Raw genomic sequence first — 26,800 nt, 5'->3', positions numbered from 1 at the left:
CCTGGCCCGACGCCGGGAGGCGGATCAAGCTGCGCCTCGCCTACTACTTTCGATCCGTTTCCTGCCGGTGATGTTGAAATGCGTTGACGGTCGATCCGATACCCGGCTAGGCTGATGATCAATCTGATTCCCGGTTTCTGTGGTGCCTCTTTTCCTGACTGGTGGGGTTCGGGCGGACTACCGTTCCGTCGACTCCTGGCCACGTGCGTGGCGGGCGCCGGACCGGTACCGGGAGAATCGACACCGAAATCGTCCACGAGGGGATTCCAGTCATGGCTGAGAGCCAGGAGCGCCGAAACGACATCGAGCAACGAATCCGGGAGATCATCAGTGTGGAGCTGGAGCTCGAACCGGAGGAGTTCTCGTCGTCGGCGCACTTCGTCGAGGACTACGGAGCCGACTCGCTCGCACTGATCACCGTCGTCACCCGGATCGACCGCGAGTTCGGTATCCGACTGCCCGAGGAGGAATTCGTGAACCTGGACACCGTCGTCACCGCGGTGTGGAGCCGGGAAGCCGAGCTGGGAAATGTCTGATTCCGGTCAACGGGTGGTCGTCACCGGCGTGGGGGCGGTCAGCAGCATAGGCATCGGGGCCGACGCCTTCGGCGCGGCCATCCGGGCCGGCCGGACGGGCATCTCACCGATCGAGAGTTTCGACACGAGCGGCTTTCCCTACCGCCTGGCGGGCGAGGTACGGGACTTCGATCCGGACCGGTTGCTGCGGCGGCTCGAACCCGGGCGCTGGGGGCGCAGTGGGCAGCTTGCCGCGGCCGCCGCGCGGCTCGCCGTGGAGGACGCGGCGATCGACCCCGACCTGCTCAGCACCGCTGTCACCGCGTCGGTCATGGGAACGACCGCGGGCGAGGCAGTCCCGACCCAACGCCTGGCCGAACAGTGGGTGAAGGAGGGGCTGGAACACCTGGACCCGCGGCTCGCCGCCCAGGTGCCGGCCAGCCAGATCGCCAACGCGGTCAGCACGGAGCTGCTGCTGACCGGCGACAGCCAGACGGTGCCGACGGCCTGTTCGGCGAGTAATTTCGCCCTGGCCTACGGATTTGATCTCATCCGCACCGGCGAGGCGGATTTCGTCCTGGCCGGCGGCGCGGACTCGGTCAATCGCACGACTCATGCCGGCTTCTATCAGCTGGGGGCGCTCGCGGAATCGGTCTCGCGGCCGTTCGACGCGAACCGCTCGGGGATCCTCACCGGTGAGGGCGGAGCGGTACTCCTGCTCGAACCACTGGAGACTGCGACGGCGCGGGGCGCCACCTGCTATGCCGAGGTGTTGGGCTACGGGATGAACTGCGATGCCGGCCACATGGTTCACCCGGACGCGGCGGGTATCGCCGAGTGCATCCGGATAGCCCATCGCTCCGCCGGCGTCCGGCCGGACCAGATCGATTACATCTGTGCACACGGTACGGGCACGATCACCAACGATCTGACGGAGATCACCGCGGTGCGGGAGGTGTTCGGCGACCGTATCCCGCCCATAAGTTCGATCAAGTCGATGATTGGGCACACCATGGGGGCTGCCAGTGCATTCGGTGCGATCGCCTGTTGTAAAGCCTTGGTGGACGGCTTCCTGCCGCCCACCGCCACGTTGCGCGAGGTCGACAGCCGGCTCGGGCCGAATCTCGACTGCATCGCCGTTCGGGGCCGGCCAGCCCGGCCCGCCATCGTGCAGAATCACGGCTTCGCGTTCGGCGGCAACAACGTCATCACGATCCTGGGGGTGCTGGCATGACCACGGCGTCGGTGGTGCGTCCGCTGCCGATCACCGGTATCGGCGTGGTCAGCTCGGCCGGCCTGGGCCTACCGGCCCTGGCCGGGCCGGCCCGCGGCGTCGGCACCGATCCGACTGGGCCCGCACCACCCGAGCGGGCGCAGTTCCCGCCGCGGACCGTCCGGCCCGTCACCGACCTGCGCCTCGCGGACCATCTCGGACGCAAGGGAATCCGCCACATCGACCGGCTGACCGCCCTGGGACTGGTCGCCACCAAGTTCGCGCTCGCCGACAGCGCAGGGCGCGGCACCGCGGCCGAGTCGGCCCGGACCGGGGTGGTGCTGGGAACGAGTACCGGCAGCATCGGCAGCGCCGCGGAGATGGCCTACGACACGCTCACGCAGGATCGTCCGTACATGGTCAACCCTGCCCGCTTCCCGAACAACGTCATGAACGCCTGCTCCGCCCAGATGGCGATCTGGAACTCGCTCGGCGGGGTGAACGCGACCGTGGCGGGGGGGCAGCTTTCCAGCATCTTCGCGATGCGGTCCGCTCGGATTCTCATCGATCAGCGGCGGGCTGATCGGCTGCTCGTCGGCGGCGTCGAGGAACTGACGGCGCATACCGCGTGGGCCTGGCACAGAACCGCCGCACTGCGGCCGGAGACGGCGTTGGGCGAGGGGTGCGCCGTGTTCGTGGTCGACGCCGGGAGCGACCCCGCCAGCCAGGCGATGGCCCACCTGCTCGCCGGAGAGGTGCGGTTCTGCCCGCGTGCCTTCGTCCGCGGACCCGGCGGGACCGAGCCCGCACGGACCGGATCCGTGCTCGCGGAGGCGCTGGCGTCAACCATCCGCCGCGCGCTTCGTCGCAGCGGGGTCGAGTCCGACGAGGTCGAGATGGTCGCGCTCGGATCGACCGGCTTTCACGTCCTCGCGGCGGCCGAGCACGCGGCGATCCGCGCAGCACTGGGACGGACGCCCGAGGAGATCCGGGTGAACGATCTGCTGGGCCTCAGTTACAGCGCGACCGGTGCGCTCCAGCTCGCCGCCGTGCTCGCCCGCTGGCAGGCGGTGGGGCCGGCCGTCCGGCCCGGCGCCGTCGCCCTGCTCACCGCGATCGGGCCCGATGGCAACGTGGGCTGTCAGGTCGTCCGCGGGTGAGCTGCGGGTCGGACCCGGCCGGGACGCCCGGTCGGGTCCGACCCGACGACCGACGTGCCGGCGCGGGTGGTGGCGGCGCCGAGGCGCGATGCGCGAGCCGGCGCTGGGCCGTGCTGGGTTGCTGACCATGGGGGAGGCCCGTCACTGGTTGGAGGCCGCCGGAGGGTGCCCGCCCGGTCCCGCGCGAAACGAGGGAGGAGCGGACGACAGGACCGCCTTGTTGACGGCGTCGATGCGGCTGACCGCGCCCAACTTGCTGAAGATGTTCCTCAGGTGGCGCTTCACCGTGCCCTCGGTGATGGTCAGGTGGCGCGCGATCTGGCGGTTGCTGTACGCGTTGGCGACCAGGCCGAGTACCTCGCGTTCCCGCGGGGACAGCAGGTCGACCATCCGCCCCGCGTCCGGCAGATCGCGTCGCGTGAACGAGACGGTGATCCGCCCGTCGTCCCAGTGCGCCTCGCGGATGGTCCGGGCCAGGCCGCGGATCCCCACGCTGTCGTCGAGGAAACCGTGCACGTCCATGGCCAGAACGTCCTGGACATGACGAAGATCCGCACCCATGCCGAGCACGATGATCCGCGAGTGCGGCGCCTGCCGTCGCAGCTGCCGGACGATCCAGGTCGGTGCGCCGCCCATGGCCCCGCAGCCGAGCAGAATCACGTCCGCCCGGGTACAGCGGGCGAGTTGCAGCAGAGCCGCGCCACCGGCCGCGTCCCCGACCACCCGAAAGCCTGCCTGGGCGGTGAGCGCGGCACGCACCGTCTCCCGCAGGAGGGCGTTCTCCGAGGCGATGGCGATAGAAATCTCTCCAGTGCCAGCATGCATCGGAATCCTCCGGCTGGAAAACTAACTAATCTCGGCCCGGTCGGGCGGTCGGCCACGGATCCGGGATGCGCGTGCCGCGCGGCTGCCCGTTCAGTACCGCATCGCGTACTTGACGCGTCGCCACCGGGAGGCGTCGCGCTGATTCGCATGATGCCGCGCGTCCGACTCCAGCGAGGCGCGGTCCGCCCGGACCCGTTCCAGCGCGATGTCGATGGCCTCGTCGACCGGCGTCACCACCGGAAATTCGAAGATTTCGAGAATCTGGTCGAGCCGTTCCCGGATGCTGCCGCCGACGACCCAGTACGGTATGTTGATCTCCTCCAGAGTCGCCAGGAGGAGATCGTCGGAGAGGTTCCGGAACCGTTCCGACACCGGCCGGTGCCCGTCCTTCTCCATCTCGAACTCGACCGGAAGATGGATGTACGCGTCGTAGATGCGCTTCGCCCGGTTCTTCGTGAGCCCGCCGTAGGCGTTCATGTACTGTTTGTAAAAGGGCTTGATCGGCAGTCCGACGATTTCCTTGGTCATGCGGTGGAACACGGTCGATCCGGGATTGATCCCGATCCGCATGCGTGCCTCGCCGTAGACCCACTCGTGGATCGTCGAACCGTCGCACACGAAGGGCCCGTCCCGGCCGATGGCGACCGCCTCATGATGGATACGCTCTTCCAGCCGGCGCATCCCCAGCATCATGAGTTCCATGGCCGAAAGATCCATGACCTGCTTTCCCGGAACCAGGTCGACGAGGATCTGCCGAGCCGTCATGGCATGCGTGCGCGGAATACCGGTCGCCACCGACAACGCCTCGGTCGTGGTGGTCTTACCCGTCGAATAGGTGCCGGACACGGCCAGGTGGATTTTCTTCACGTCGAATGTGTGCTGGTGTGACGTCGCCATCGCTCTGATCCCTCGACAGTCAGGTGGGTGTGCTGGGCGTTGGTCGGCTCGCCGGCCGCGGTCAGACCCGATGCCCGACGGGCAGCTCATGGGCCATGACGGCACGGGCCCGGATGCCGTCGATCTCGCCGTCGATCCTGGTGGTCCGCCACGGGCTGCCGTTCAGCTCGACGCGCTCCGTTTCGACGGTCCACACCGAGACGGTGAAGGAGTCGGTCAGCGGGTGGTGCGGCGTGCTGGTCTCCATACTGATCCGGCGCATCCACAGGGTGTTCGTCATGCCCCGCTGCAGGCCGTCCTGGCGGTAGAACAGGACCTGGGAGAGCTGGGCGGCGGTGGCCATGCAGTCGATCATCGACAGGGATGGCTCATAGTGCGCTCCGAGGCCCGCGTGCCCGCCGTGCTCGCTCTGTCCGGGGCGGACGGTGACGGTCGCCTCGGCACGGGCGGCGTCGTCATCGAGAATGATGTCGCGGATGCTGTGCCGTCGGTTCTTGTAGCCCTCGCCATAGTGACGCCCACTGCCCGGCCCCAGGATGTTCATCTCGGTCGCCGGCGCCTCAAGATCCGGGCGGGGAGACGGGATCTCGTGCTCGACCTCGCATTGCATGCGGACCGTTCCGATCATGCATTCGATGACGGAGACATGGCCGCACAGCGTTTCGGTGTCGGCCCGGTAGGAGATCCGTCGGGCCCGGACCGCCACGTGGTCGAGGTTCTCCTGTGGAGCCGAGCCCGCGCGCATCACTATTCGCCGCAGCCACATCCGGTCACGTTGTTCGGGCAGTAGGCCGTGCGCTCGGGCGAGAAAGATCTCGGCCATCTGGACGCTCAGCAGCAGGGTGTCGATGCTACTCAGGTGCGGTTGGATGAGAACGTCGGTAGACTTCCTCGACCAGTCGCCCGGATAGTGGATCCGCGCGGCGGCCGAGAGTTCGTCACCCTCCCTTCCCGTGGTCTCCGCGTGGATGTGCTCGAGCCGTGTTTCGGTCCGTTGGTAGCCGGCTCCGAAGAACCTGCGCTCGGCCGGCCCGAGGAGATCTTCGATCGAATCGAACCGTGCCGTTTTCATACCGCCTCCATGCCGTGGCGCACGCTCTCCAGGAATCCAGCCTGACAGCGATGCGTGGAAGGACCGTCAACGAATTGTCAAAGTTGGGTCGCGGTCGTCGGCCGCCGTCACACCGGGGGCGTGGGCGGTGATTTGGTCGGCCGCCCGCGGCGGTCGGTCGGCCCCGGGCGGACCGCCGCGCCCAGGGGACGAAGGCGGGCGGCCGGTCCCGCTGGGCCCGACTCGGGCGTCGGCGCCCGTACCGGCGCCGAGCCGAGTAGGCCTCGGGCAGGCGGGCGCGATGGGTGGTCGCGGGGCGGTGGACCGGCCGGGGCTATGGATCGGTTCCTCCCTTGCTCGTGTGCAAGGGGTGATGGGAAGCCTGCTTATTGTGTTTGACAGTAGAGATCGTTCACCGTAGCGTCGTCCAGGATCGAGTTTCCAACCATCGAAATTCCCGGTATCTCGGGCCCGACGGAGGACTGTCATGACTCGCCCAGTCGATGATGCGGATCCAGCCGCCGCCTCAAGCGGGGAGGCGCCAGGAGGTGCCGCCAGCGCCGGATCCGGCGGCAATCGGGGCTGGACCCTCGGCATCGTGACCGTCGCAACGTTCATGCTGATGCTCGACCTGACCGTCGTGAACGTCGCGCTGCCCGATCTGCGGGACTCGCTGGATGCGAACTTCACCGACCTGCAGTGGGTGCTGGACGCCTACGCCCTCACCCTCGCGGCGTTCCTGCTCACCAGCGGCTCGCTGGCGGATCGGCTGGGGCGCAAGCCGGTGTTCATCGCCGGCTTCATCATCTTCTCGGCCGCGTCACTGGCCTGCGGGCTCGCGGACAGCGTACTGTCGCTCACCATCGCCCGCGGATTCCAGGGTGCCGGCGCCGCGGTGCTGTTCGCGGTCGGACCCGCTCTCATCGGCCAGGAGTTCCACGGCGCGGACCGCGCGCGGGCGTTCGGGGTGTTCGGAGCCGTCACCGGCCTGTCCATCGCCCTCGGGCCGCTGATCGGCGGCGCGCTGACCGACGGGATCAGCTGGCGCTGGATCTTCCTGGTCAACGTCCCGATCGGCGTCGTCGCGGTGATGCTGTGCTTCGTGCGGCTGCGGGATACCCGCGACCCGGCGGCGCACGGCATCGACTGGCCCGGTCTCGTCACCTTCTCGGCGGCGCTCACCTTGTTCGTCCTGGCACTGCTGCGCGGTTCGGCCGAGGGTTGGACGAGCGGGATCATCCTCGGCTCCTTCATCGGCGGAGCCGTGCTGCTCGTCGTGTTCTTCGTGATCGAGCGCCTGGCCGGGGAGCGAGCGATGCTCGACCTCTCTCTGTTCCGCATCCCGACCTTCGGCGGGATCTCGGCGGCCGCGTTGCTCTACCCGGCGGCCAACATGTCCGCGATCTTCCTGCTGGTGGCCTTCCTCCAGAACAACCTCGGGTACTCGCCGTGGGCGACCGGGGTGCGGATGCTGCCGATGACGCTCCTGTTGTTCGTGGTGGCCGCCGTGGCCGGGATCATCGCGACCAAACTCCGGCCGGGCCTCCTGATCGCGGCCGCCGGCGTGTTCCTCGCCGTCGGCCTGGCGCTCGTCAGCGTGCTGGTGGATGCCGACAGCGGCTGGACGGCGCTGTTGCCGACCATGCTGCTCACCGGCATCGGGCTCGGGTTGTTCAATCCGCCCCGGGCGTTCCTCTCGGTCGGGATCGTCGAGCCGCGCAAGGCCGGGATGTCCTCCGGGATGAACGAGACATTCCAGCAGGTGGGTGTGTCCATCGGCATCGCGGCGATCGGCGCCCTGTACCAGAGCCGGGTGTCCGATCACTTCGTCGACTCGGCGGCCGGTCGCCAACTCGGCGCGGGGGCGCATGCGGCGGGCTCCTCGATCGCGTCCGGGGCCACCGCCGAGGCGGCCGGCTCGGTCTCGCCGGGCCTGGCCGCGCAAGTGTCGCAGGCCGGGCGTGCCGCCGTTGCCGACGGTCTCGGCGATGCCCTCCTGGTCGGCGCCGGTCTGGCCGCTGTCGGCGCGATCCTCAGTCTTCTGCTGATCCGGTCCAGGGATCTGCACCCCAGCGCCCGGGATGCGATACCCGGCGTGCCCCCTGAGGTCGACATCGCGGACACCTCCGCCGACTCTCGGGACATCCCGGGTACGCGTCCACCCGATCGTGTCCTTCCCGGTGCGGTGCCCGGGCCGGCCGTCGGCCGCTGAGCGGTCGGTGCGCAAGCGCGGGTCCGGACGCGCCTGCCCGATGGTGGTCTCGCACGTCGGCGACCACCACCAGGCGGGACGGTGCGCCGGGCCCGCATTCGACGTTGCGCAGATCGCAGTGCTGTCGGCCTGATCCGCGTGATATCCGCGGCGCCGGCTCGGACGGCCGCCCGCGAATCAATATCCGCACTTGCGCCGTCGTCCGGTGAAAGCCGACGTCTGTCGTGGCGACCCGGCCGGGTCCCGCATGGAATGATTGCGCGCCGTCGCCCGGCCGGGACCGGCGTGGGTTGTCGGTGTCCGGCCGTCGGCTATTTGACAAGCACACCGGTTGCCGGCGACTGTCGGTTACGCTCACTGTGGTGCATATCTCAGCCACTCGTGCCGCGATTCCGGGCATAGTATGTCACTCTGAAATAGTCCGGTCGGCATTGGTTCGTTGCCGAGACGGATTTGGAGACCCGAGAGATCTCCGATATCGAGTCGGTCACCTCAGGTGGAGAAGGTCGGGCCAAGGTCGACGATTGATCGACTGGTCGCGGAGCTGACGAGTGGCCTGCATCGGTCCAGACCCGAAGATTTCAGCATCCTGGTGGACAAATGGCACTCGTGAACGTCCTCGGATCGCTTGAGCTCGATGTGGAAGGTCGAGTTTTCGTTCCGCGCGGTCCCAAAATTCGCAAGATACTCGCCCTCATGGTGCTCCGATGCAACAGATTCGTTGACGCCGAACTGCTCGTGGACGAGCTGTGGGAGAGCTCGCCGCCACGGACCGCGGCCACGACGGTCCGAACCCACGTCTATCATCTTCGCCAGATGCTCGGCCAGGAAAATCTGATCTCGCCGGATCGAATCCGCATTTCCACCCGACCCGGCGGCTATCTCTTCCAGATGGATGAGGAAAACCTGGACGCGCAGATCTTCTCCGTACGCGTCGACGAGGGGCGCCGGTTGATCCGGCAGGGCCGGCCGGAGGAGGCTGCTCAGACCCTGTGCGACGCCCTTACACTGTGGCGCGGGCCGACGCTGTGCAACGTCACTCACGGAAATGTTCTCGCTCCTTATATCGTCCGGCTGGAGGAGCTGCGTACCCGGGCGCTGGAGCTGCGCATCGAGTGTGATCTGCAGCGCGGGAACCACCGGGACCTCGTCGCGGAGCTGCGAGAGCTGATCATGGCGAATCCGCTGAACGAGTGGATGCACGCCCGCCTCATCGACTCGCTGTATCGATCTGGTCGCCGTATGGAGGCCCTGGTGGCGTTCCGCGCGCTTCGCGAAACCCTGCGGGAGGAACTCGGCCTGGAGCCGTCCGCTGAGGTTTGCCGGCTCCAGCTCAGGATCCTCGGCTCCGAGGGGCTCGACGGATTCGAGGAACGCCTGTCCTGACCCGCCCACGGTGCCCTGCTGAGGCAGGGCCCGCGGACGGGGCGGGTGGCCACGACGCCAGGCGCGGAGGCCATCGCCGGGCCGGAACCCCAGTGCCGGATCAGCTCACCGCGGGTCCGTTGTCAGCGTGGAGCGCAGGAATTCGGTCGCGCGGCCCCAGGCGATCGCCGCCTGGTCCGGATCGTAGTTCCCCCGCGGATTCTCGTCGTTGAGGAAGGCATGGCCGGCGGGATAGAAGTGCAGCTCGGCCGAGACACCCGACTGGGCGCGAAGCCGTTCGGTGAACCGCTGGACCGAAGCCGGGTCATACATTGCGTCGAACTCGCCGTAATGTCCCTGGACGCGGGCGCGCAGCCCGGAGACGTCCACCATGTCGGGTGGTAGCCCGTAGAAAGGGACCGCAGCCGCGATCCGCTCCGGTTCCAGGGCGGCCAGTGCCAGCACGAACCCGCCGCCCATACAGAAACCGATCGCCCCCAGCCGCGGGCCGATCACGTCATCGCGCCGGAGGAGGAAATCCACCGCACCGCGCAGGTCGCGGACGGCGCCTTCCAGCGGCATCTTGGCCACCAGACGCCGGGCTTCCCCGGCATCGTGTGTCGTCGCGCCGCCATAAAGGTCGGGCGCGAGAGCCACGAACCCTTCCGCCGCGAGCCGGTCGACCATATCCGCGATATGCGTGGTCAGCCCCCACCACTCCTGGATCACGACGACGCCGGGCCCGGAGCCGCCAGGCGGCGTCGCCAGATAGCCGTGTGCCTGGCCACCGTTGCTCGGAAAAACCACGTTCTGTCGTGCGCCGGCCGTACCGGTCACGATGCATCTCCTTTCAGCAGGGATATGCCGTCCGGATTTTATGCCGATCCTCCGGCGCAGGTCACACTGCCTGGTCGAAGGCGCGCAGCCGGTCATCCGGCGGGCACATTCGGGCCGAATCGCACCGCGCGACGACCACCGGGCACATAGCGACCACCGGAACATAAAGCCATCGGCACGTAGAGACCGCCGGGCGGACAAAGACCACCGGGCGGACAGGGAGCCCACACGGACAGGGTTGCCGCAGGTTGCCGCTGACGGTTTGGTGCCCGGTATTGCCGGTATGGAACCTGCCCGGCAGCCGGCAGCCGGCAGCCGGCAGCCGGCGGTCAGCGGCTGGCGGCCGGCGGGAGGGTGGCGACTCCCGGTGGGGCGAAGCGCTGTCCGGTCACCTGCTCGCTGATGCCGGTGCGGTCCAGGTAGGGGGTGATCCCGCCGAGGTGGAACGGCCAGCCGGCGCCGAGGATCATGCACAGGTCGATGTCGGCGGCCTCGGCGACGACCTTCTCGGCGAGCATGAGGTGGATCTCCTCGGCGAGGGCCCGCAGGGCGGCCTCGCGCACCTCGGCGGCCGTGGGCGGCTGCGCTCCCGCGTCCGAGCGCAGCGCCGCGGCGGCCTCGGGGTCGACGATCTGGGTGCCGTCCGGGCCGGTGGTGTAGACCGAGCCCCGGCCCGCCTCGACCAGCCGGGCGAGGCTTGTCGGCGCCCGGAACCGGTCTGGGTAGGCGGCGTGCAGGTTCTGCGCCACGTGCAGGGCCACCGCCGGGCCGACCAGCGACAGCAGGACGAGCGGCGACATCGGCAGCCCCAGCGGATCCAGGGCGTGGTCGACCTGTTCGATCGGGGTGCCCTGCTCCGCGGCGCCGAGCACCTCGCCGAGGAAGCGGGTGAGCAGCCGGTTCACGACGAACGCCGGCGCGTCCGCGACGAGCACCGCGTCCTTCTTCAGGCTCTTGGCGACAGCCAGGGTCGTGGCGACCGTCGCGTCGTCGGTGCGGGCCGCGCGGACCACCTCGACGAGCGGCAGCACGGCCACCGGGTTGAAGAAGTGCAGGCCGGCGACCCGTTCGGGATGCTCCAGCCGCGTGGCCATCTCGGTGACCGACAGGGCCGAGGTGTTCGTCAGCAGCACCGCGGTGGGCGCCACCACGGCCTCCAGCTCGGCGAACACCGCCTGCTTGACCGCCGGGTCCTCGAAGACCGCCTCGATGACCAGGTCGGCGTCGGCGAAGGCGTCCAAGGTCCGCGAGCCGGTGACGTTCGCCTTGTACCGGTTGGCCTGGTCGGGGGAGATCCGGTGGCGCAGCAGTAGGTTGTCGAACTCCCGGTGGACGTTGGCGACCCCGGCGTCGAGGCGCTCGGCGTCGATGTCGGTGAGCACGACCGGCACCTCCAGCCGGTGCGCGAACACGAACGCGAGCTGGGCGGCCATCAGCCCGGCACCGACGACCCCGACCTTGGTGACCGGGCGGGCCAGCGCCGGATCCGGGCCGCCGACCGGCCGCTTCGCCCGCTTCTGGACCAGGTCGAAGGCATACAGCCCGGCGGCGAGCTCGCCGCTGACCGACAGGTCGGCCAGCGCCTGCGTCTCGGCGGCGAAGCCGCTGTCGCGATCGGCGGTCTCGGCGAGTGCGATCAGATCGAGGGCCCGGTAGGCGGCCGGTGCGGCGCCGTGCAGCCTGGCGTCGGCGAGCGCCCGGCCGCGGGCGACGGCCTCCGCCCAGGCGTCGCCCCGCTGGACCGGGCGGCGCTCGGCGACCGGGTCGATCTCCCCGCGTAGCACCCGGCCGACCCAGGCCAGCGCCTCCTCCAGGAAGTCGGCCGGCGCCAGCAGCACGTCCCCGATGCCCAGCTCGAACGCCTGCGGCCCGCGCAGGGTGCGGTTCTGGCTGAGCGCATTGTCGACGATGACGGACACCGCCCGGTCGGCGCCGATCAGGTTCGGCAGCAACTGGGTGCCGCCCCAGGCCGGCACCAGCCCGAGGAACACCTCCGGGAAGGCGAGCGCGGGAATCCCGGCGGACAGCGCCCGGTAGTCGCAGTGCAGCGCCAGCTCCAGGCCGCCGCCCAGCGCCGCTCCGTTGACCAGCGCGAAGGTGGGGACCTTGCGCCCGTCGGAGAGGTTGCGCCCGTCGAGGCGACCGGAGCCGAGCCGGGCGAAGGCGTCGTGCCCGAGCCGGCCGAGCGCGTCCAGCGACGGACGCAGCCGGTCCGCCTCGGTGATCGACGACCGGAAACCCAGATCCGCCCCGACGCTGAAGATGAACGGCTTGCCGGTCACGGCGATCGCGGCGACCGGGGGGTCATGCGCCTCGATCTCGTCGACGGCGGCGAGCAGCCGGCGCAGCCCGGCCGGACCGAAGGTGCTCGGCCGGGTGTGATCGTGGCCGTTGTCGAGGGTGACGAGGGCGACCGGGCCGGCCACCCCGGGCAGCGTCACGTACCGGACGTGCGCGGCCGTGACGACCTCGTCCGGGTAGTCCAGGGTCACCTCGTCGATCGTCATGCGCCCTCTCCTGGTACTGGGTGCTCGCGTGGGCCCGGTGCTCGCGTGGGCCCGGTCAGCTCGTCGTCGTGGTCGCGGCGCCGTGGTGGGGGTTCTCCCAGATCGTGGTCGCACCCATGCCGAGGCCCACGCACATCGCCGTCATGCCGTAGCGCACCTCGGGATGCTCGGCGAACTGCCGGGCAAGCTGGGTCATCAGCCGCACCCCGCTGGACGCCAGCGGATGGCCCAGCGCGATCGCCCCGCCGTACTGGTTGACCCGGGGGTCGTCGTCGGCGATGCCGAAGTGGTCGAGGAAGGCCAGGACCTGCACGGCGAACGCCTCGTTCAGCTCGAACAGCCCGATGTCGTCGATCGTCAGGCCGGTGCGGGCGAGCGCCTTCTCCGTCGACGGGATGGGGCCGACGCCCATGACCTCCGGCGCGACTCCGGCGAAACCGTAGCCGACCAGCGTCATCCGCGCCGGCAGCCCCAGCTCCGCGGCCACCTCGGCGGCCGCGAGCAGGCACCCGGTCGCGCCGTCGTTGATCCCGGCGGAGTTCCCCGCCGTGACCCGGCCGTGCGGCCGGAACGGGGTGCGCAGCCCCGCCAGCCCGTCGAGGGTCGTCGTCGGCCGCGGCGGCTCGTCGGCGGTGACCAGCTCCCAACCGCTGTCGGCGTGGCGGGCGGCCATCGGGACGAGGTCCGGCTGGATCTGGCCGTTCGCGTACGCCTTGGCGACCTTCTCCTGGGAGGCCAGGGCGTAGGCGTCCGCCCGCTCCCGGGTGATCGCCGGGAACCGGTCGTGTACGTTCTCCGCCGTCGATCCCATGACCAGCGCGGACGGGTCGACCAGCCGCTCGGCGACGAACCGCGGGTTGAGGTCGGCGCCCTCGCCCATCGGATGGCGGCCCATGTGCTCCACCCCGCCGGCGACGGCGACGTCGTAGGCGCCCACGGCGATCGACGACGCCGTCGTGGTCACCGCGGTCACGGCCCCGGCGCACATCCGGTCGACGGCGTAGCCGGGCACCGACTCCGGCAGCCCCGCCAGCACGCCGGCGATCCGGCCGATCGTCAGGCCCTGGTCGCCGATCTGGGTGGTGGCCGCGACCGCCACCTCGTCGATGCGCTCGGGCGGCAGGGACGGGTTGCGGCGCAGCAGCTCCCGGATCACCCGGACGATCAGATCGTCGGCCCGGGTCTCGGCGTACACGCCCTTGGCCTTGCCGAACGGCGTGCGCACGCCGTCGACGAAGACCACGTCACGGACCGAACCGCGGGCTGAACCGAACACGGTGGCCTCCCCACCGGCGGCTCGCGGCCGCCGGCACCTCGCCGTGGGACACCGACTGCCCGCGCCGGCCCGACGGGACCGCGCGGGCGGTCAGCACCGGCGCGGACACCGCCGGCACCGGCTAGCCTACGGCAGCGGTTACCGGCCGGTAGGTCACTCGCGCCGTCTGCCCCGGGTGTCGCACCGAGAGCCGGCTGCGACCGGCTCGGCCGGTCGCGGTACGGGGTCCGCCCTGCGGCGCGGTTTGCGCGGTCTGCAGGGTTCGAACCGTGCACAGCGCGACGCAACCGCCCCGTCCCCGGGCGGCGGGGGAGTCCGGTGCTGCGGTTACCGGTCGTGGGCGGGGGCGGTCGGGGCCCCACTCGTCGGGCCCGAGGCCGGGCCGGACGCCGCGGACGGCTTCGTCGCGCTGCCGCCCGGCGTGGCCGGGTCGGTGGAGCCGCCGCCGGCCGGAGTCGCGCCGACCGAGGAGCCGCCGCCGTCCGACGACGCCGCGCCGACCGGAGTGCCGGCGGTGGCTCGCCCGGCCGACCCGCGCGCCGATCGGCCGGCACCGGCACGCCCACCGCGGGAGCGAGTGCGTTCGGTCCCGCCGGTCCCGCCGCCGCGGCCCGCCCGCCGCCCGCCGGCGCGCTCGGGCGCGGGCGGGGCGGCCTCGTCGGCCGGGTCGGCCGGGTCGGGTTCCGGGTCGACGAGCGCGGAGCTCAGGGCCGCGCGGGTCAGCTCCCGCTGCCAGGCCCGGGCGCCGCTGGCCCGCAGCGTCTCCTCCACCGCCGACTCGGTCACCGGATCGGGCGGGGACCAGGCGATCCGTCGGGACAGCGCAGGTTCCAGCAGGTTCTCCACCGGCATGGTGTGCGTGGCGGCGAGAGCGGAGAGCTCCGCGCGCACCCGGGCCAGCCGGGCGGCGGCCACCGGATCACGCTCGGCCCACCGGTTCGGCGGGGGCAGGCCGTCGCCGCTGGGGCCGGCCGGCGCCGGCAGGTCGTCGTCGGGCAGCGCCGCTGCGCTGCGCAGCGCATCCAGCCAGGTGCTCGCGGTCCGCCGGATCCGCGGACCCGAGAAGATGGGCAGGCGGATCAGCGCCGCGGTGTCGGCGGGGGCGTTGAGGACCGCGTCCATGATGGCGCTGTCGGGCAGGACCCGGCCGGGGGCGACGTCGCGGGTCCGGGCCATTCGATCCCGGGCGGTCCACATGGCCCGCACCGCCGCGAGCTGGCGACGGGACCGCGCCCGGTGGATGCCGCTGGTCCGCCGCCACGGCTCGGCGCGGGGTTCCCGGGGTGGCGCCGCGACGATCGCGGCGAACTCCTGCCGGGCGAACTCGATCTTGTTCTGCTCGATGAGCTCGGCCTCGAGCGCGTCGCGCAGCTCCACCAGCAGCTCGACATCGAGCGCCGCGTAGCGCAGCCAGGGCTCGGGCAGCGGCCGGGTCGACCAGTCCGCCGCCGAGTGGCCCTTCTCCAAGCCGTATCCGAGCACCCGCTCGACCATCATGCCGAGGCCGACCCGCTCGTAGCCCAGCAGCCGGCCGGCGAGCTCGGTGTCGAACAGCAGGGCCGGCCGCAGCCCGAGCTCGGCCAGGCAGGGCAGGTCCTGGCTGGCGGCGTGCAACACCCATTCGGCGTCGCCCACCGCCTCCTGGATGACGGTGAGGTCACCCAGCGGGACCGGGTCGACCAGCAGCGAACCGGCCCCCCGGCGGCGGATCTGGACCAGGTAGGCGCGCTGGCTGTACCGATACCCGGACGCCCGCTCGGCATCGAAGGCGACCGGACCCGTCCCGGCGGCGAGCCGTTCGGCTGCGGCGGCGAGCGCTTCGGCGTCGATGATGACGGGTGGGACGCCGTCCACAGGAGCGAGCAGCGGGATGGGCTCGCGGGCGCTGGTGCTGGGCTCTCCCTCCACCTTTGCGCTTACACCCCCGCTGACCTGCTGTGTTGGTTCAGGAACCGTCGACGTCACGATCGGCGATCGTACGTCTGAATCCTCGCGGAGGCAGCCGCACTGTTCAGCGAATCACGCTGATTATACGCATCGTGACACCATTGCCGGGTAGGGTGGCCGGCTCCCGATCCGAACGGGGTACCGCGAATCCCCTGGATGTGGTCCCGCGACGGGGCCGCGGCCGGCGGATTCAGCTCCGGCGCTGGGGCAGCGACACGACGCCGGACAGTGCCGGTGGCAGGCCGGCCATGGCGGCCAGGAGGTCACCGAAGGCCAGCAGGTGGGCCGCCGCCCCGGTGGGACTCCAGGCGGGTCGCGCCGGCTCCGGACCGGTCGGGCTCGCGGCGCCCGTGTCGGCACCGAGCGCGGTCTCGGCCCAGTCAGGCGACCAGGAGCAGCGCAGTTCGACGTCGAAGCTGTCCCCTTCCGCCCGTAGCAGGCCGAACCGCCGCGACGAGGTCGTCGTCACCGCGCCGCCGAGCGCGCGGACCTGCGCGCCGTGCACGTCGAGGGACTCTCGCAACCACGACCAGGCCACGTCGGCCAGCAGCGGATCGGTGGCAATCTCCGGGTCGACGCTCGCCCGGGCGTAGCAGACGATGCGGGCGCTGCCCTGCCAGGCCGGCTGACCTTCCGGGTCCATCAGGACGATCAGCCGGCCGGCGGCGAGGTCGGCGGCGTCGCCGGTCAGACCGCCGGCGAGCGCGAAGGCGTAGGGCGCGAGCCGGGTCGGGGCCGTGACCTCGTGCACGCTGATCTCCGGGCGCAGCCGCGCCATCCCGTCGCGCAGGGCGTCGGTGCTGGCGAGGAAGATCGGCGGGATCGCCTCGTACGACTGCGCCGCCCCCATGACGGCAACGTTAGGGCGTCGACCTTGATCGCGCTGGGTGGACGCCGGAGCGTGCGGCTTCGACCCCGTTGCGTACGGACGGGTGCTGAGGAGGCGATGGCTGGAACGGTGCGCCGTGTCCCGCAGGACCGGAACCTCCCGGGGCCCGGGTGCTGCCTCCGGCGCGGCTGGCTCGCCGTAGCCTCCGGGACGGCCCGCAGCGGCGCCGTAATCGGGACGCGGGGCGGGATTGTGCAGGCTCACGCCGGAATCCGGGCGGCGGCGCGCTCACGGCCGCGATGGTCCCGCGCCCCGGCGCCTGCCTCCCGGCCCGCTCGCGGGTGCGCCGCCGACCTGGCGGCCGGGACCTGCCCCCCGGGCTGGACCGGCCCCACGAGCACCGCCGCACCGCACTCGGTGCAGGCCCACTCCGGGCAGTCCGCCCCGTGCCCGTCGGCGCACGGCGGCTGCTCGAACGGCCGCTCGTCACCGCATTCTGCGCAGGTCAGAACGATGTGATCGTCGGCGCCCATCCGGACCAGTTCCACTCGAACACCACTCCCCGCGCACGGCTGCTGCGTGTTGCGTCCCCTCGGGTGCGGCGGGCGCCTGCACCACGGATCCTGCGCCCCCGCGACTGCCGGCCGAGGGGGAACACGGACGACGCGCACCCTCTGCCCTCATTCCGACCGGACTGACGGTGCCATGGGACGGACAGATGTCCGCGCATTCTCTCCGGCGTGTCGCGTGCGCCCGTCTCGATGTGGTGTGGGTGGGAGATCCCCTGTCGCGGGACTCGCCCCGCTTGGGCGCGGAGCGCATATGTGCGCAGGGTGCAGGTGCACACGGCGGTGCGGCAGCACCCGGCGGTGCAGGTGCGCGCGGGTGGTCAGGTGCGCGGGTGGGGTGTCAGCTCCGGCGGGCGGTGGGCTGGGAGACCGGCCGCGTGTCCGGACCGGCCGGCGTGGTCGCGTGGCCCGGGGTGCCGGCGTCGCCCCGCAGCCAGTGCCGCTCCACGAAGAACGGTGCCACCGGCAGCACGGAGGCGATCAGGGCCAGCACGGTGCGCCGGCGGGGCCAGCGCCCGGCGAAGGCCAGGTAGCCGATGAGTGCGCAGTAGGCGAGGAAGAGCGTGCCGTGGATCGGGCCGAGGATCTTCACTCCCTGGGGATGGTCGGCGCCGTACTTGATCCCCGTGGCGATGAGCAGCAGGAGGAACGACGTCGCCTCGGCGAACGAGACGGCGCGGGCCGCGGTCAGGACGCGGGATCCGCCGTGCGGGGCCTGATCGGTCATCTCAAGTCCTCAATCGTCGTGGCTGTCGGACGTCGGTGGTGGCCGTCGAAGGTTCGTGGTGGCCGTCGGGGTTCGTGCTGCCCGTCGGAGGTTCGTGGTGGCCGTCGGGTGGTTCGTCGTGGCTGTCGGAGGTTCGTGGAGCCCTGCCGGACCGCCCGGTCGGACCGGTGTGCCGCCCGGACACGCCGGCCGCTCACCTGGGCGGACAGCGGATTTCGTCACATCCGAGCGGCCTGTGGTCGGCCCGGTCGGCCCGGCCGGTCGGGCCGGTCCGGACCGGCGGGCACCGGCTGGACCAGCAACTTCTTCTACTGAAAGTAGAAGATAGCTGACGCCGGAGGACTCGATCGGCCCGGACCGTGACCACGCCGACGCCGGTCATCACCCGCCCGTGCCGATCGGAGTGACCCCGGTCGCACCGGCACAGGTGCGGCGGGCATGCAACGATCGAGGCATGTCTGTCGTCCACATCGACGCCGGGCCCGGGTCCGGGTCGGCCAGCGTCCAGACCGCGCCGAGCGGCGTCGCGGTCGCTTCGGCGCGGGTCGCGCCCTCGCGGGACGGCGACACCCTCCATCGTCCCGGTCGGCCCGCCGCGCCGACCGGCCTTTCGCCCGCCGACGCCGCCCTCCGTGCCGGCGCCGCCGATCTGGGTTCCGGCGCGGCCGACCTGCGCGCCGGCGCCGCCGCCACCCGTTCCGCCGCCGCTCGCCGGCCCGGCCTCGCCACCACCGCTCCGTTCCTGCGGGCCTGCCGGCGGGACCAGCCCGAGACCACCCCCGTCTGGTTCATGCGTCAGGCCGGTCGCGTCCTGCCCGAATATCGGGCCCTGCGTGCCGACGTGCCCATGCTCGACTCGTGCCGCGACCCCGCGATGATCACCGAGATCACCATGCAGCCGGTGCGCCGCTTCCGGCCGGATGCGGCGATCTTCTTCTCCGACATCGTCGTGCCGCTGGTGGCGATCGGTCTGGACATCGACATCGTCGCCGGGGTGGGGCCGGTCGTCGCGGAGCCGGTGCGCGACGCCGCCGGGCTCGCGGCGCTGCGGGCGCTGGAAGCGGACGACGTCCCCTACGTCACGCAGGCGGTCCGCGGCCTGCTCGGCGAGCTCGGCGGCACCCCGCTGATCGGGTTCGCGGGCGCGCCGTTCACTCTGGCCAGCTACCTCGTCGAGGGCGGCCCGAGTCGCAACCACCTGCGCACCAAGGCGATGATGTACGGCGAGCCGAAGCTCTGGCACGACCTGCTCGACCGGCTGGCCACCATCACCACGGCCTTCCTGCGGGTCCAGATCGACGCCGGCGTCGACGCGGTGCAGCTTTTCGACTCCTGGGCCGGTGCGCTCAGCGAGGACGACTACCGGCGCTACGTCGCGCCGCACAGCGCGCGGGTGCTGGACGCCTTCGCCGGCGAGGTGCCGCGCATCCACTTCGGCGTCAACACCGGCGAACTGCTCGCCGCCATGGGCCAGGCGGGCGCGGACGTCGTCGGGGTCGACTGGCGGGTTCCCCTCGACGAGGCCGTGGGCAGGGTCGGGCCGGGCCGGGCCGTGCAGGGCAACCTCGACCCGGCGGCGGTGTTCGCGCCCGAGCCCGTGCTCGCCGCCAAGGTCGGCGACGTCCTCGCCCGCGGCGCGAAGGCGGAGGGACACGTGTTCAACCTCGGCCACGGCGTCCTGCCGGAGACCGACCCGGGAGTGCTCGCGCACATCGTCGACCTCGTCCACGCCGGTTGAACCGGCCGGCGACCGGCGGCCGGTTACCGATCCACCATCATCGGGGCCCGGTCCACCACCACAGCGTGATCCGCCGCCGGGGCGCGGCCCACCTCCGGGCGGGCGCGACGCGATGGTGAATCCTGGTTGGACGGCACCACTCATCGTGAAGGGCGGCAGGAACGTGCGGGTTGTCATCGTCGGTGGGGGAGTCGCGGGGCTCGCCGCGGCCCATGCCCTGTCCGGCCACGCCGAGGTGACCGTCCTGGACGCGGGGGAGCGCGTCGGCGGCAAGCTGCGCACCACCCCGATCGAGGGGATGGACGTCGAGGAGGGCGCCGAGTCGTTCCTCGCCCGCGTCCCCGACGGTCTGCGTCTGGCCAGGCAGATCGGCCTCGGCCACGACATCGTGCATCCGGCGACGACCTCGGCGTCGCTGTGGATCCGGGGTCGGCTTCGGCCGATCCCGCCGAACACCATGCTCGGGGTGCCGACCGACGCGTTCGGCCTGGTCCGCTCCGGGGTGCTGTCCCCCTGGGGGCTGCTGCGGGCCGCCGCCGATCTGGCCCTGCCGCGCACCCGCTTCCCCGACGACCCGACCGTGGGTGGCTTCGTCGGCGCCCGGGTCGGGCGCGAGGTCGTCGACCTGCTGGTCGACCCGCTGCTCGGCGGGGTGTACGCCGGACGGGCCGACGCGCTGTCCCTGCGGGCCACCGTGCCGCAGCTCGTCCCGATCCTGACCGAGGACCGGTCGCTGCTGCTCGGCGCCCACCGGGTGCGGGCCCGCACCGCCCCGGCCGCCTCCGCGTCGACGACGCCGCTGTTCGCCAGCCTGCGCGGCGGCCTGGGGTCGTTCGCGACGCGGCTGGCCGAGCGGTCCGGCGCGACCGTGCGCACCGGCGTGCTGGTGCGCGCCGTGGAACGCGCCGCCGGCGGCTGGCGGATCGTCTGCGACCGGGTCGGCGGGGGGGAGACGCCCGAGCCGCTGACGGCCGACGCAGTGATTCTCGCCGTGCCCGCCGGGGCGGCGCGGACGCTGCTGAGCCCGCTGGCCCCGCACGCGGCGGCACCGCTCGCCGGCGTCCCCTATGCCTCGGTCGGCCTGGTCACACTGATCTACCAGGACGTCACCCCGCCGCCGGGCAGTGGCTTCCTGGTGCCGGCGCGGGCGGGTACGTCGGTGAAGGCGGCCACCTTCCTGACCACGAAATGGCCGCACGTCCGCGCCGGCCGGTTCACGGTGGTCCGGGCCAGCATCGGCCGCGCCGGCGCCGAGCACGACCTGCAGCGCGGCGACACCGAGCTCGCCGGCGTGGCTGCCGCGGAGATCGCCCAGATCACGGGGCTGACGGCGCGCCCCATCGCGACCAGGGTGAGTCGGTGGGGCGGCGGACTGCCGCAGTACCTCCCGGGCCATCTGAACCGGATTGCCAGCGTTCGCCGGGCGCTGCCCGCGGGCCTCGCGCTCGCCGGCGCCGGCTACGACGGCGTCGGCATCCCGGCCTGCATCCGCTCCGGGGAGGCCGCCGCCGCCGCGGTGCTGCGCGCCGCCCGGACGGCCCAGGGCAGTCCGGCCGATCCGGTGGGGCCGGCCGATCCGGTAGGGCCGGTGGGTCCGCTGGGTCCGGGAGTCTGAGGAACGACCCGGCCGGCCGGTCCGGTCGGCCGGGGTGATGGAGGAGACGGGTATGCCGGAGTCCACGAAGTCCGTTCAGGAGCTCAACGCCGAGCTTCTCTACACCGGGTGGTCGGTCTTCGCCGCCGACCGCCCGCTGCCCGCCGATCGGACACCCCTGATCGACGAGGCCGACGCCCTGCTCGAGGGCGCCCTGGCGAAGGACGTCTACACCCGCGGAACGTACGAGATCTCGGGCTACCGGGCCGACGCGGACCTGATGGTCTGGTGGACCAGCCCGGATCCCGACCTGTTGCAGGAGACCTACCAGCGGTTCCGCCAGACGGCGCTGGGCGGCCACCTGCGGCCCGTGTGGTCGGCGGTCGGGCTGCACCGCCCCGCGGAGTTCAACCGCAACCACATCCCGGCGTTCGTCCGCCGGGAGGACCCACGCGGGTACATCTGCGTCTATCCGTTCAACCGGTCCCTGGAGTGGTACCTGCTGCCGGACTACGAGCGGCGCGGACTGCTCGCCGAGCACGGGATCATGGGCCGCGAGTTCGAGGACGTCCGGGCCAACACGGTCGCCGCGTTCGGCCTGGGCGACTACGAGTGGCTGCTCGCGTTCGAGGCCGACGAGCTGCACCGCATCGTCGACTGCATCCGCCATCTGCGGGGGAGCGCCACCCGTCGGCACACCCGGCTGGAGACCCCGTTCTACAGCGGCGCCCGCAAGTCACTCGCCGACATCGTCGCCGCCCTGCCCTGACCGGTGGCGGGCGCGCTGTGCCGCTCGCACGGCCCCGCTCGCACGGCCCCGCCGCACGGGCCCCGGCACAGTGGGCTCGCCGCCGAGCCGCGCCGCATGGCCCCGCCGGGTATGCCCCGCCGCCCGGCCATGCGGCTGGTCGCGCCGCATGGTCCCGTCACTGGGCCCGGTCGCGCGGCCCCGCCGCGCATCCGGCCCGCGGCGCGCCCCGCCGCCTGCCCGGCCCGCGGCGCCGCCTATCCGGCCCGCGGCGCCGGCCGGCCGACACCCGCAGCCGGCGCCTGCCTGGGCGCCCCCACCCGTCCGGCAGGCGCCGACCGTCCCGTTTCCGTGCCCTCCGGCGCCGCGCAGGCGCGAGCCGGATCGCACAGTTCCCACCCCGACGGCGCCCGTACGGGCCGGGCAGCCGACGGCTCCCCGGCCGCAGCCGAAGAGCCATAACGCACAGTAGCAGCGCAGCCGCCTCCTGTATACGCAGCGTGCGGCCGGCGTGTGCTGTCCGGAATATCGGTATCCACCATTGAACGCGGGAATTTCGCTACGGCGGGTTACCGGCGATCGACGTCATCTCTGCTACCTTGAGTCGCCACAAACGGACGGATGACGCCGCCGCAACAGTCGGCGGTGATGGCGCTGCCCCGCACCTGCTCCGCGGGCCCCTGGTAGATCGGCTGGGGAGAGCCGGTAACGTTGCTCGTGACCAGGAGCGCCGGCCGCGTCGGTGGGCGGCGGTCCGGTTCGCGCCGGTGTGCACCCCGGCGCAACGCCGGGCAGTGCGCGAACAGCCGGCCCGCCGTCCGCGGTGGCCCACAGTCAGTGGCGGGGGAAGATCGCTGGAGGTCCGGTCGATGCATCACCGATGGTTGAGCTCACGGCCGTCCAAGCGAGGCATACCGCGAACCGCGGCAGGATGGGGTCGACCCGGGCCACACCCGAGATCCGACGCGCTGTGGCGACCGCGGAACGGTCGACGATCGGCGCAGTGCGGGGCATCGTCATGACCGCCACAATCAGACCAGAACGGACGATCCGTACAGTTCGGATGATCCGTACATTTCGGCCAGTTGTCGCGGTGCAGGCGGCGGCGCGGCGCTCCCTCGGGCCACGTCCCCGCGGCGGACCGGCCGGGCGGCGTCGTCCCGCGGGTCACGCTTCTGGGGAGGGCCACGCGTGACGGAGACGATGTCGGGGGACGCCCGTGCCTCCGCCGGGTCGAACTTCGTCTCGCGACCCCGGCCCGGCCCGGCGCCCTACCCGCCGCAGACCAGGCCCGGGGCCGCCGGCCCGGCGGGCCCCGCCGGGCCGGCCTCGGGCGGACAGCCCGGCTGGACCGGGACCGGCGGCCGTCACAGCGTCGCTCGCGCGCACTCGGTCGCGGCGCTCGAGAACGTGGCCTATCGGGCGCAGGTCACCTGGGAGCGCCGCTACGTACGGCTGCTGATCCTGTTCGACGCGGCGGCCTGCGTGGTCGCCGCCGGGCTGGCGTTCTTCGTGCGGTTCGGCGACCTCGTCGACTTCGAGACCAAGCCGGTGTCGGTCAAGCCGTACATCCTGATGACGGTGCTGCTGCCGGTGGCGTGGGTGCTCGCCATGTCGCTGAACCGGGCCTACGAGAGCCGGTTCCTCGGCGGCGGGTCGGAGGAGTTCCGCCGGGTGGTCAACGCCGCGGCCAGGTTCACGGCCGCGCTCGCCATCATCTCGTATGCGACCAAGGCCGAGATCGCCCGCAGCTACGTCCTCATCGCGTTCCCCGCGGCGACCCTGCTGTCGGTGGCCGGCCGGGTCATCGGGCGCGGCATCCTGCATCGGATGCGCCGTGCGGGGCGCTGCCTGCACCGGGTCCTCGTGGTCGGTGCCGGCGAGTCCGCCGCCACCCTGGTCCGCCTCGCCCAGCGCGACCCGACCTCCGGCTGGTCCGTGGTCGGCGTCGTGCTCGACCGCTCGCCGGGCCGACACAGCCACGATCGGCCGGAGCGCAGCGGGTTCGACCTGCTGGGGGTGCCGATCGTGGGCACTTCGGAGACCCTGCACACCGCCATCACCGCCACCCACGCCACCACCGTCGCGATCTGCCCACAGATGGACGGCGAGACCCTGCGCCGGGTGCTGTGGACGCTCGAGGGCAGCGACGTCGACGTGCTGGTCTCCTCGGCGCTGACCGACGTGACCGGCCCGCGGATCTCGATCCGCCCGGTGGCCGGACTGCCCCTGCTGCACATCGAGGAGCCGGAGCTCACCGGGACCCGCCGGGTCATGAAGGGCGTGTTCGACCGCTGCGTCGCCGGCACGGTGATCCTGCTGTTCCTGCCGGTCCTGCTCGGTCTCGGGATCGCGGTCCGGCTGACCAGCCGCGGCCCGGCGCTGTTCAAGCAGACCCGGGTCGGCCGGGGCGGCGAGCACTTCACGATGTTCAAGTTCCGGTCCATGTACGTGGACGCGGAGGCGCGCAAGGCCGAACTGGAGTCGCGCAACGAGCGGGCCGAGGGCCTGCTGTTCAAGATGCGCGACGACCCCCGGGTCACCCGCGTCGGGAAGTTCCTGCGCAAGTGGTCGCTCGACGAGCTGCCGCAGTTGATCAACGTGCTCAACGGCAGCATGTCGCTGGTCGGACCGCGCCCGCCGCTGCCCTCGGAGGTCGCCCGCTACGAGGACGACGTGCACCGCCGGCTGATGGTGAAGCCCGGCCTGACCGGCCTGTGGCAGATCAGCGGCCGCTCGGACCTGGAGTGGGACGAGTCGGTCCGCCTCGACCTGCGCTACGTGGAGAACTGGTCGCTGGCGATGGACTTCGTCATCCTCTGGCGGACCGTCTTCGCCGTCCTGCGCCGCGAAGGCGCCTACTGACCCTGGTGTGACCCGCTACCCGGCCTGACCGGCTACCCCGGCCTGACCGGCTACGCGGCTAGATGGACTACGCGGTGGCGAGCCAGCCGGCGACACGCAGGTGATCGAGGATGCGGTCGACGGCCTCGTCCCCGGACAACTGCGCGGTGTTCACCGTGACGTCGGCGTCGGTCGGTTCCTCGTACGGGTCCGACACCCCGGTGAACGCGGGGATGACGCCGGCCCGGGCCTTGGCGTACAGGCCCTTGCGGTCGCGCGCCTCGCAGACCTCGAGCGGCGTCGAGACGTGGACCAGGACGAAGCCGCCGGCGGCCGCGTGGACCATCTCGCGGACCTGCGTGCGAACCTCCGCGTAGGGGGCGATCGGCGCACAGACCGCGGTGCCGCCCGCCCCGGCCACCTGCGCGGCGACGAACCCGATGCGGCGCACGTTGATGTCCCGGTCGGCGCGGGAGAAGCCCAGGCCCTGGGACAGGTGGGTGCGCACGACGTCCCCGTCGAGCAGGGTGATGCGCCGCCCGCCCTGCTCGAGCAGCCGGCAGACCAGCAGCCCGGCCAGGGTCGACTTGCCGGAACCGGACAGCCCCGTGAAGAAGATGGTCAGCCCGCGCTGGGACCGTGGGGGGATCGCCCGGGCGAGCTCCGCGGCCACCGCGGGCGGGGTTAGTTCGGCGGGGATCGGCCCCCCGGCGTCGAGCAGTGAGGCCAGCTCCTGGCGGCCGGGCGCGCCGATGGCCGGGCCGATCAGGCTGCCGGACAGGCCGTAACTGCTGGCGAGGTGCGCGCGCTGGGCGGTGAGCCGGGCCAGCCCCTCGGCGTCCCCGTTCGCCGGCGGCGCCCCGCCCGCGGCGCCGCCGTCCGGCTCGGTGGGAATGCCCGCCGGTGACAGGCTCGCCGGTTCGAAGCCGGCCGGTTCGAAGCCGGCCGGGCCGGGGGCCAGCGGATGGCGCGTGCCGCCGGCGGGTGGCAGGACCGTCGCGCTCATCCCGGGCTCCCGGGGGGTGGCCAGCAGCGGCGAGGGGACGACCGGGACGAGGACCAGCAGGCTGCGGTGGCGCGGCCGGTGGTCGTCGGCGCCCGGGCGGAGGTAGGGGTCGGGCGCCGGCTCGTGCCGGCGGCCGGCGGCGCCCGCCGCGATGGCGTCGGAGGCCACCGCCTCGGAGGCCAGGGTCGCCTCGCTCGGGCGCAGTGGCGCGTCCACGGCGTCCAGCGCGGCCTGCAGGCAGCGGACCCGCAGGTGATGCCCGGCGTCCGCCGGGTCGGCGCCGCCCACCGGGGCGAGCACCACGCACCGCTTCCCCTGCCGGGTCAGGGCCCGGATGCGCCCCACGTCCGCGGTGTGCAGCAGGCCGTCGGCCCAGACCGCCCACGCCGCCCCGGCTCCCACCTGCGGACCGGTCCAGCCTCGGGCGCGCAGCTCGGCGTGGAGCTGGTCCGGGGTCAGCCGCAGCGCGGGGTGGTCCGGGTGGTGCGGCAGGCGCACCCCGTCCAGCGTGCCGACCAGGCGCACGGCGGACCCGGCCGGGGCCGGGAGCAGCGTGCGCAGGTGCAGGGCGGCGATCATCACCCCCTCCGGGTCGCGCAGGGCGACGGTGGCCCCCGCCGCCAGCGGCTCGGCGTCGGCGGCCGGGACGGCGAGGATCGGCACCGGCACGCCGGCCAGCTCCTCCTCCGCCGGGTAGCCGGGGTTCGGGCCGAAGGCGCCGACGAGCAGCAGCTCGAGTTCGGCGAGCTGCAGCGGCGTCAGGGTAAGCGACGGCCAGCCGAGCGAGGCCGTCGTCAGCTCCGCGGCGCGGTCCGAGGTCACCAGGCAGAGCAGGGGATCGTCGGCGGCGGGCCCGTGCGCCGGGCCGGCGGCGCCCACGGCGCCCGGCTTCGGGAGGTGGTCGGGATCGGGATCCGGATGAGAGGTGGCACTCACACCC

The 26,800-nt window shown here is 72.3% G+C and carries 19 protein-coding genes; 9 read left to right on the top strand and 10 right to left on the bottom strand.

Annotated elements, in window-relative coordinates; translation table 11 throughout:
• Positions 1 to 272 precede the first annotated feature (272 nt).
• From AC5R91_RS10230 to AC5R91_RS10220, 3 genes are read left to right on the top strand one after another with little or no spacing between them, the layout of a single operon-like run.
• Positions 273 to 536: an acyl carrier protein gene (locus AC5R91_RS10230; protein ID WP_495396907.1), complete on the top strand. Its 264-nt coding sequence runs from the start codon at positions 273 to 275 to the stop codon at positions 534 to 536.
• A 13-nt stretch (positions 537 to 549) separates the two neighbouring features.
• Entirely contained in the window at positions 550 to 1,749 is a 1,200-nt protein-coding gene (locus tag AC5R91_RS10225; protein ID WP_495396906.1) for a beta-ketoacyl-[acyl-carrier-protein] synthase family protein, read from the top strand.
• Positions 1,746 to 2,888 carry a beta-ketoacyl synthase N-terminal-like domain-containing protein gene (locus AC5R91_RS10220; protein ID WP_495396905.1) on the top strand — a complete coding sequence of 381 codons (1,143 nt, stop codon included), beginning with the start codon at positions 1,746 to 1,748 and terminating at the stop codon, positions 2,886 to 2,888. The genes AC5R91_RS10225 and AC5R91_RS10220 overlap by 4 nt, the downstream gene beginning before the upstream one ends.
• Positions 2,889 to 3,029: 141 nt before the next feature.
• Here the strand turns inward: AC5R91_RS10220 and AC5R91_RS10215 are convergent, their stop codons facing one another.
• From AC5R91_RS10215 to AC5R91_RS10205, 3 genes are all read right to left on the bottom strand, one after another.
• Positions 3,030 to 3,713, bottom strand: a complete 684-nt coding sequence (locus AC5R91_RS10215) for a response regulator transcription factor (protein WP_495396904.1) — start codon at positions 3,711 to 3,713, stop codon at positions 3,030 to 3,032.
• A 90-nt stretch (positions 3,714 to 3,803) separates the two neighbouring features.
• Positions 3,804 to 4,610: an AAA family ATPase gene (locus AC5R91_RS10210; RefSeq protein WP_495396903.1), complete on the bottom strand. Its 807-nt coding sequence runs from the start codon at positions 4,608 to 4,610 to the stop codon at positions 3,804 to 3,806.
• Positions 4,611 to 4,671: 61 nt separating this feature from the next.
• Positions 4,672 to 5,682: an AvrD family protein gene (locus tag AC5R91_RS10205; protein ID WP_495396902.1), complete on the bottom strand. Its 1,011-nt coding sequence runs from the start codon at positions 5,680 to 5,682 to the stop codon at positions 4,672 to 4,674.
• Between the two features lie 466 nt (positions 5,683 to 6,148).
• Between AC5R91_RS10205 and AC5R91_RS10200 the strand changes: the two genes are divergently transcribed.
• Positions 6,149 to 7,873, top strand: coding sequence for an MFS transporter (locus tag AC5R91_RS10200; RefSeq protein WP_495396901.1), 1,725 nt, complete (start codon positions 6,149 to 6,151; stop codon positions 7,871 to 7,873).
• 600 nt (positions 7,874 to 8,473) lie between these two features.
• Complete coding sequence (locus AC5R91_RS10195) at positions 8,474 to 9,259, top strand: AfsR/SARP family transcriptional regulator (protein WP_495396900.1); 786 nt, start codon at positions 8,474 to 8,476, stop codon at positions 9,257 to 9,259.
• A gap of 105 nt (positions 9,260 to 9,364) precedes the next feature.
• On the opposite strand, the gene AC5R91_RS10190 is transcribed toward AC5R91_RS10195, so the two are convergent.
• From AC5R91_RS10190 to AC5R91_RS10165, 6 genes are all read right to left on the bottom strand, one after another.
• On the bottom strand, positions 9,365 to 10,075 hold the full coding sequence (locus AC5R91_RS10190; protein ID WP_495396899.1) for a dienelactone hydrolase family protein: 711 nt from the start codon (positions 10,073 to 10,075) through the stop codon (positions 9,365 to 9,367).
• 329 nt (positions 10,076 to 10,404) lie between these two features.
• Positions 10,405 to 12,582, bottom strand: coding sequence for a 3-hydroxyacyl-CoA dehydrogenase NAD-binding domain-containing protein (locus AC5R91_RS10185; protein WP_495396898.1), 2,178 nt, complete (start codon positions 12,580 to 12,582; stop codon positions 10,405 to 10,407).
• 55 nt (positions 12,583 to 12,637) lie between these two features.
• Complete coding sequence (locus AC5R91_RS10180; RefSeq protein ID WP_495396897.1) at positions 12,638 to 13,858, bottom strand: thiolase family protein; 1,221 nt, start codon at positions 13,856 to 13,858, stop codon at positions 12,638 to 12,640.
• Between the two features lie 327 nt (positions 13,859 to 14,185).
• Positions 14,186 to 15,766, bottom strand: a complete 1,581-nt coding sequence (locus AC5R91_RS10175; RefSeq protein WP_495396896.1) for an HRDC domain-containing protein — start codon at positions 15,764 to 15,766, stop codon at positions 14,186 to 14,188.
• Positions 15,767 to 15,995: 229 nt separating this feature from the next.
• Positions 15,996 to 16,655 carry a DUF3000 domain-containing protein gene (locus AC5R91_RS10170; RefSeq protein ID WP_495396895.1) on the bottom strand — a complete coding sequence of 220 codons (660 nt, stop codon included), beginning with the start codon at positions 16,653 to 16,655 and terminating at the stop codon, positions 15,996 to 15,998.
• Between the two features lie 888 nt (positions 16,656 to 17,543).
• Positions 17,544 to 17,930 (bottom strand): DUF3817 domain-containing protein, encoded by a 387-nt coding sequence (locus tag AC5R91_RS10165; protein ID WP_495396894.1) that lies wholly within the window; start codon positions 17,928 to 17,930, stop codon positions 17,544 to 17,546.
• A 454-nt stretch (positions 17,931 to 18,384) separates the two neighbouring features.
• Here AC5R91_RS10165 and hemE point away from each other — a divergent pair, with 454 nt between their 5' ends.
• From hemE to AC5R91_RS10145, 4 genes are all read left to right on the top strand, one after another.
• The gene (hemE, locus tag AC5R91_RS10160) at positions 18,385 to 19,668 is read left to right on the top strand and encodes a uroporphyrinogen decarboxylase (protein ID WP_495396893.1); all 1,284 of its coding nucleotides are present in this window, start codon (positions 18,385 to 18,387) and stop codon (positions 19,666 to 19,668) included.
• A gap of 163 nt (positions 19,669 to 19,831) precedes the next feature.
• A complete protein-coding gene (gene hemG, locus AC5R91_RS10155; protein ID WP_495397933.1) occupies positions 19,832 to 21,283 on the top strand; it encodes a protoporphyrinogen oxidase in 1,452 nt (483 codons plus the stop codon).
• Positions 21,284 to 21,335: 52 nt separating this feature from the next.
• Complete coding sequence (hemQ, locus tag AC5R91_RS10150; protein WP_044883666.1) at positions 21,336 to 22,031, top strand: hydrogen peroxide-dependent heme synthase; 696 nt, start codon at positions 21,336 to 21,338, stop codon at positions 22,029 to 22,031.
• 1,170 nt (positions 22,032 to 23,201) lie between these two features.
• Entirely contained in the window at positions 23,202 to 24,875 is a 1,674-nt protein-coding gene (locus AC5R91_RS10145) for a sugar transferase (protein ID WP_495396892.1), read from the top strand.
• 67 nt (positions 24,876 to 24,942) lie between these two features.
• Here AC5R91_RS10145 and cysC read toward each other — a convergent pair whose 3' ends face one another.
• The gene (gene cysC, locus AC5R91_RS10140) at positions 24,943 to 26,796 is read right to left on the bottom strand and encodes an adenylyl-sulfate kinase (RefSeq protein WP_495396891.1); all 1,854 of its coding nucleotides are present in this window, start codon (positions 26,794 to 26,796) and stop codon (positions 24,943 to 24,945) included.
• Positions 26,797 to 26,800 lie beyond the last annotated feature (4 nt).

The organism is Frankia sp. BMG5.60, from assembly GCF_059428125.1.
The sequence above is the reverse complement of the archived record's forward strand: the minus strand, read 5'-3'. Positions and strand labels throughout refer to the sequence as shown.

Excerpts from the sequence above, each read along its gene's own strand:
- AC5R91_RS10230 (WP_495396907.1), top strand. The coding sequence starts at position 273 with ATGGCTGAGAGCCAGGAGCGCCGAAACGACATCGAGCAACGAATCCGG.
- AC5R91_RS10220 (WP_495396905.1), top strand. The coding sequence starts at position 1,746 with ATGACCACGGCGTCGGTGGTGCGTCCGCTGCCGATCACCGGTATCGGC.
- AC5R91_RS10215 (WP_495396904.1), bottom strand. The coding sequence starts at position 3,713 with ATGCATGCTGGCACTGGAGAGATTTCTATCGCCATCGCCTCGGAGAAC.
- AC5R91_RS10210 (WP_495396903.1), bottom strand. The coding sequence starts at position 4,610 with ATGGCGACGTCACACCAGCACACATTCGACGTGAAGAAAATCCACCTG.
- AC5R91_RS10205 (WP_495396902.1), bottom strand. The coding sequence starts at position 5,682 with ATGAAAACGGCACGGTTCGATTCGATCGAAGATCTCCTCGGGCCGGCC.
- AC5R91_RS10200 (WP_495396901.1), top strand. The coding sequence starts at position 6,149 with ATGACTCGCCCAGTCGATGATGCGGATCCAGCCGCCGCCTCAAGCGGG.
- AC5R91_RS10195 (WP_495396900.1), top strand. The coding sequence starts at position 8,474 with ATGGCACTCGTGAACGTCCTCGGATCGCTTGAGCTCGATGTGGAAGGT.
- AC5R91_RS10185 (WP_495396898.1), bottom strand. The coding sequence starts at position 12,582 with ATGACGATCGACGAGGTGACCCTGGACTACCCGGACGAGGTCGTCACG.
- AC5R91_RS10170 (WP_495396895.1), bottom strand. The coding sequence starts at position 16,655 with ATGGGGGCGGCGCAGTCGTACGAGGCGATCCCGCCGATCTTCCTCGCC.
- AC5R91_RS10165 (WP_495396894.1), bottom strand. The coding sequence starts at position 17,930 with ATGACCGATCAGGCCCCGCACGGCGGATCCCGCGTCCTGACCGCGGCC.
- hemE (WP_495396893.1), top strand. The coding sequence starts at position 18,385 with ATGTCTGTCGTCCACATCGACGCCGGGCCCGGGTCCGGGTCGGCCAGC.
- hemQ (WP_044883666.1), top strand. The coding sequence starts at position 21,336 with ATGCCGGAGTCCACGAAGTCCGTTCAGGAGCTCAACGCCGAGCTTCTC.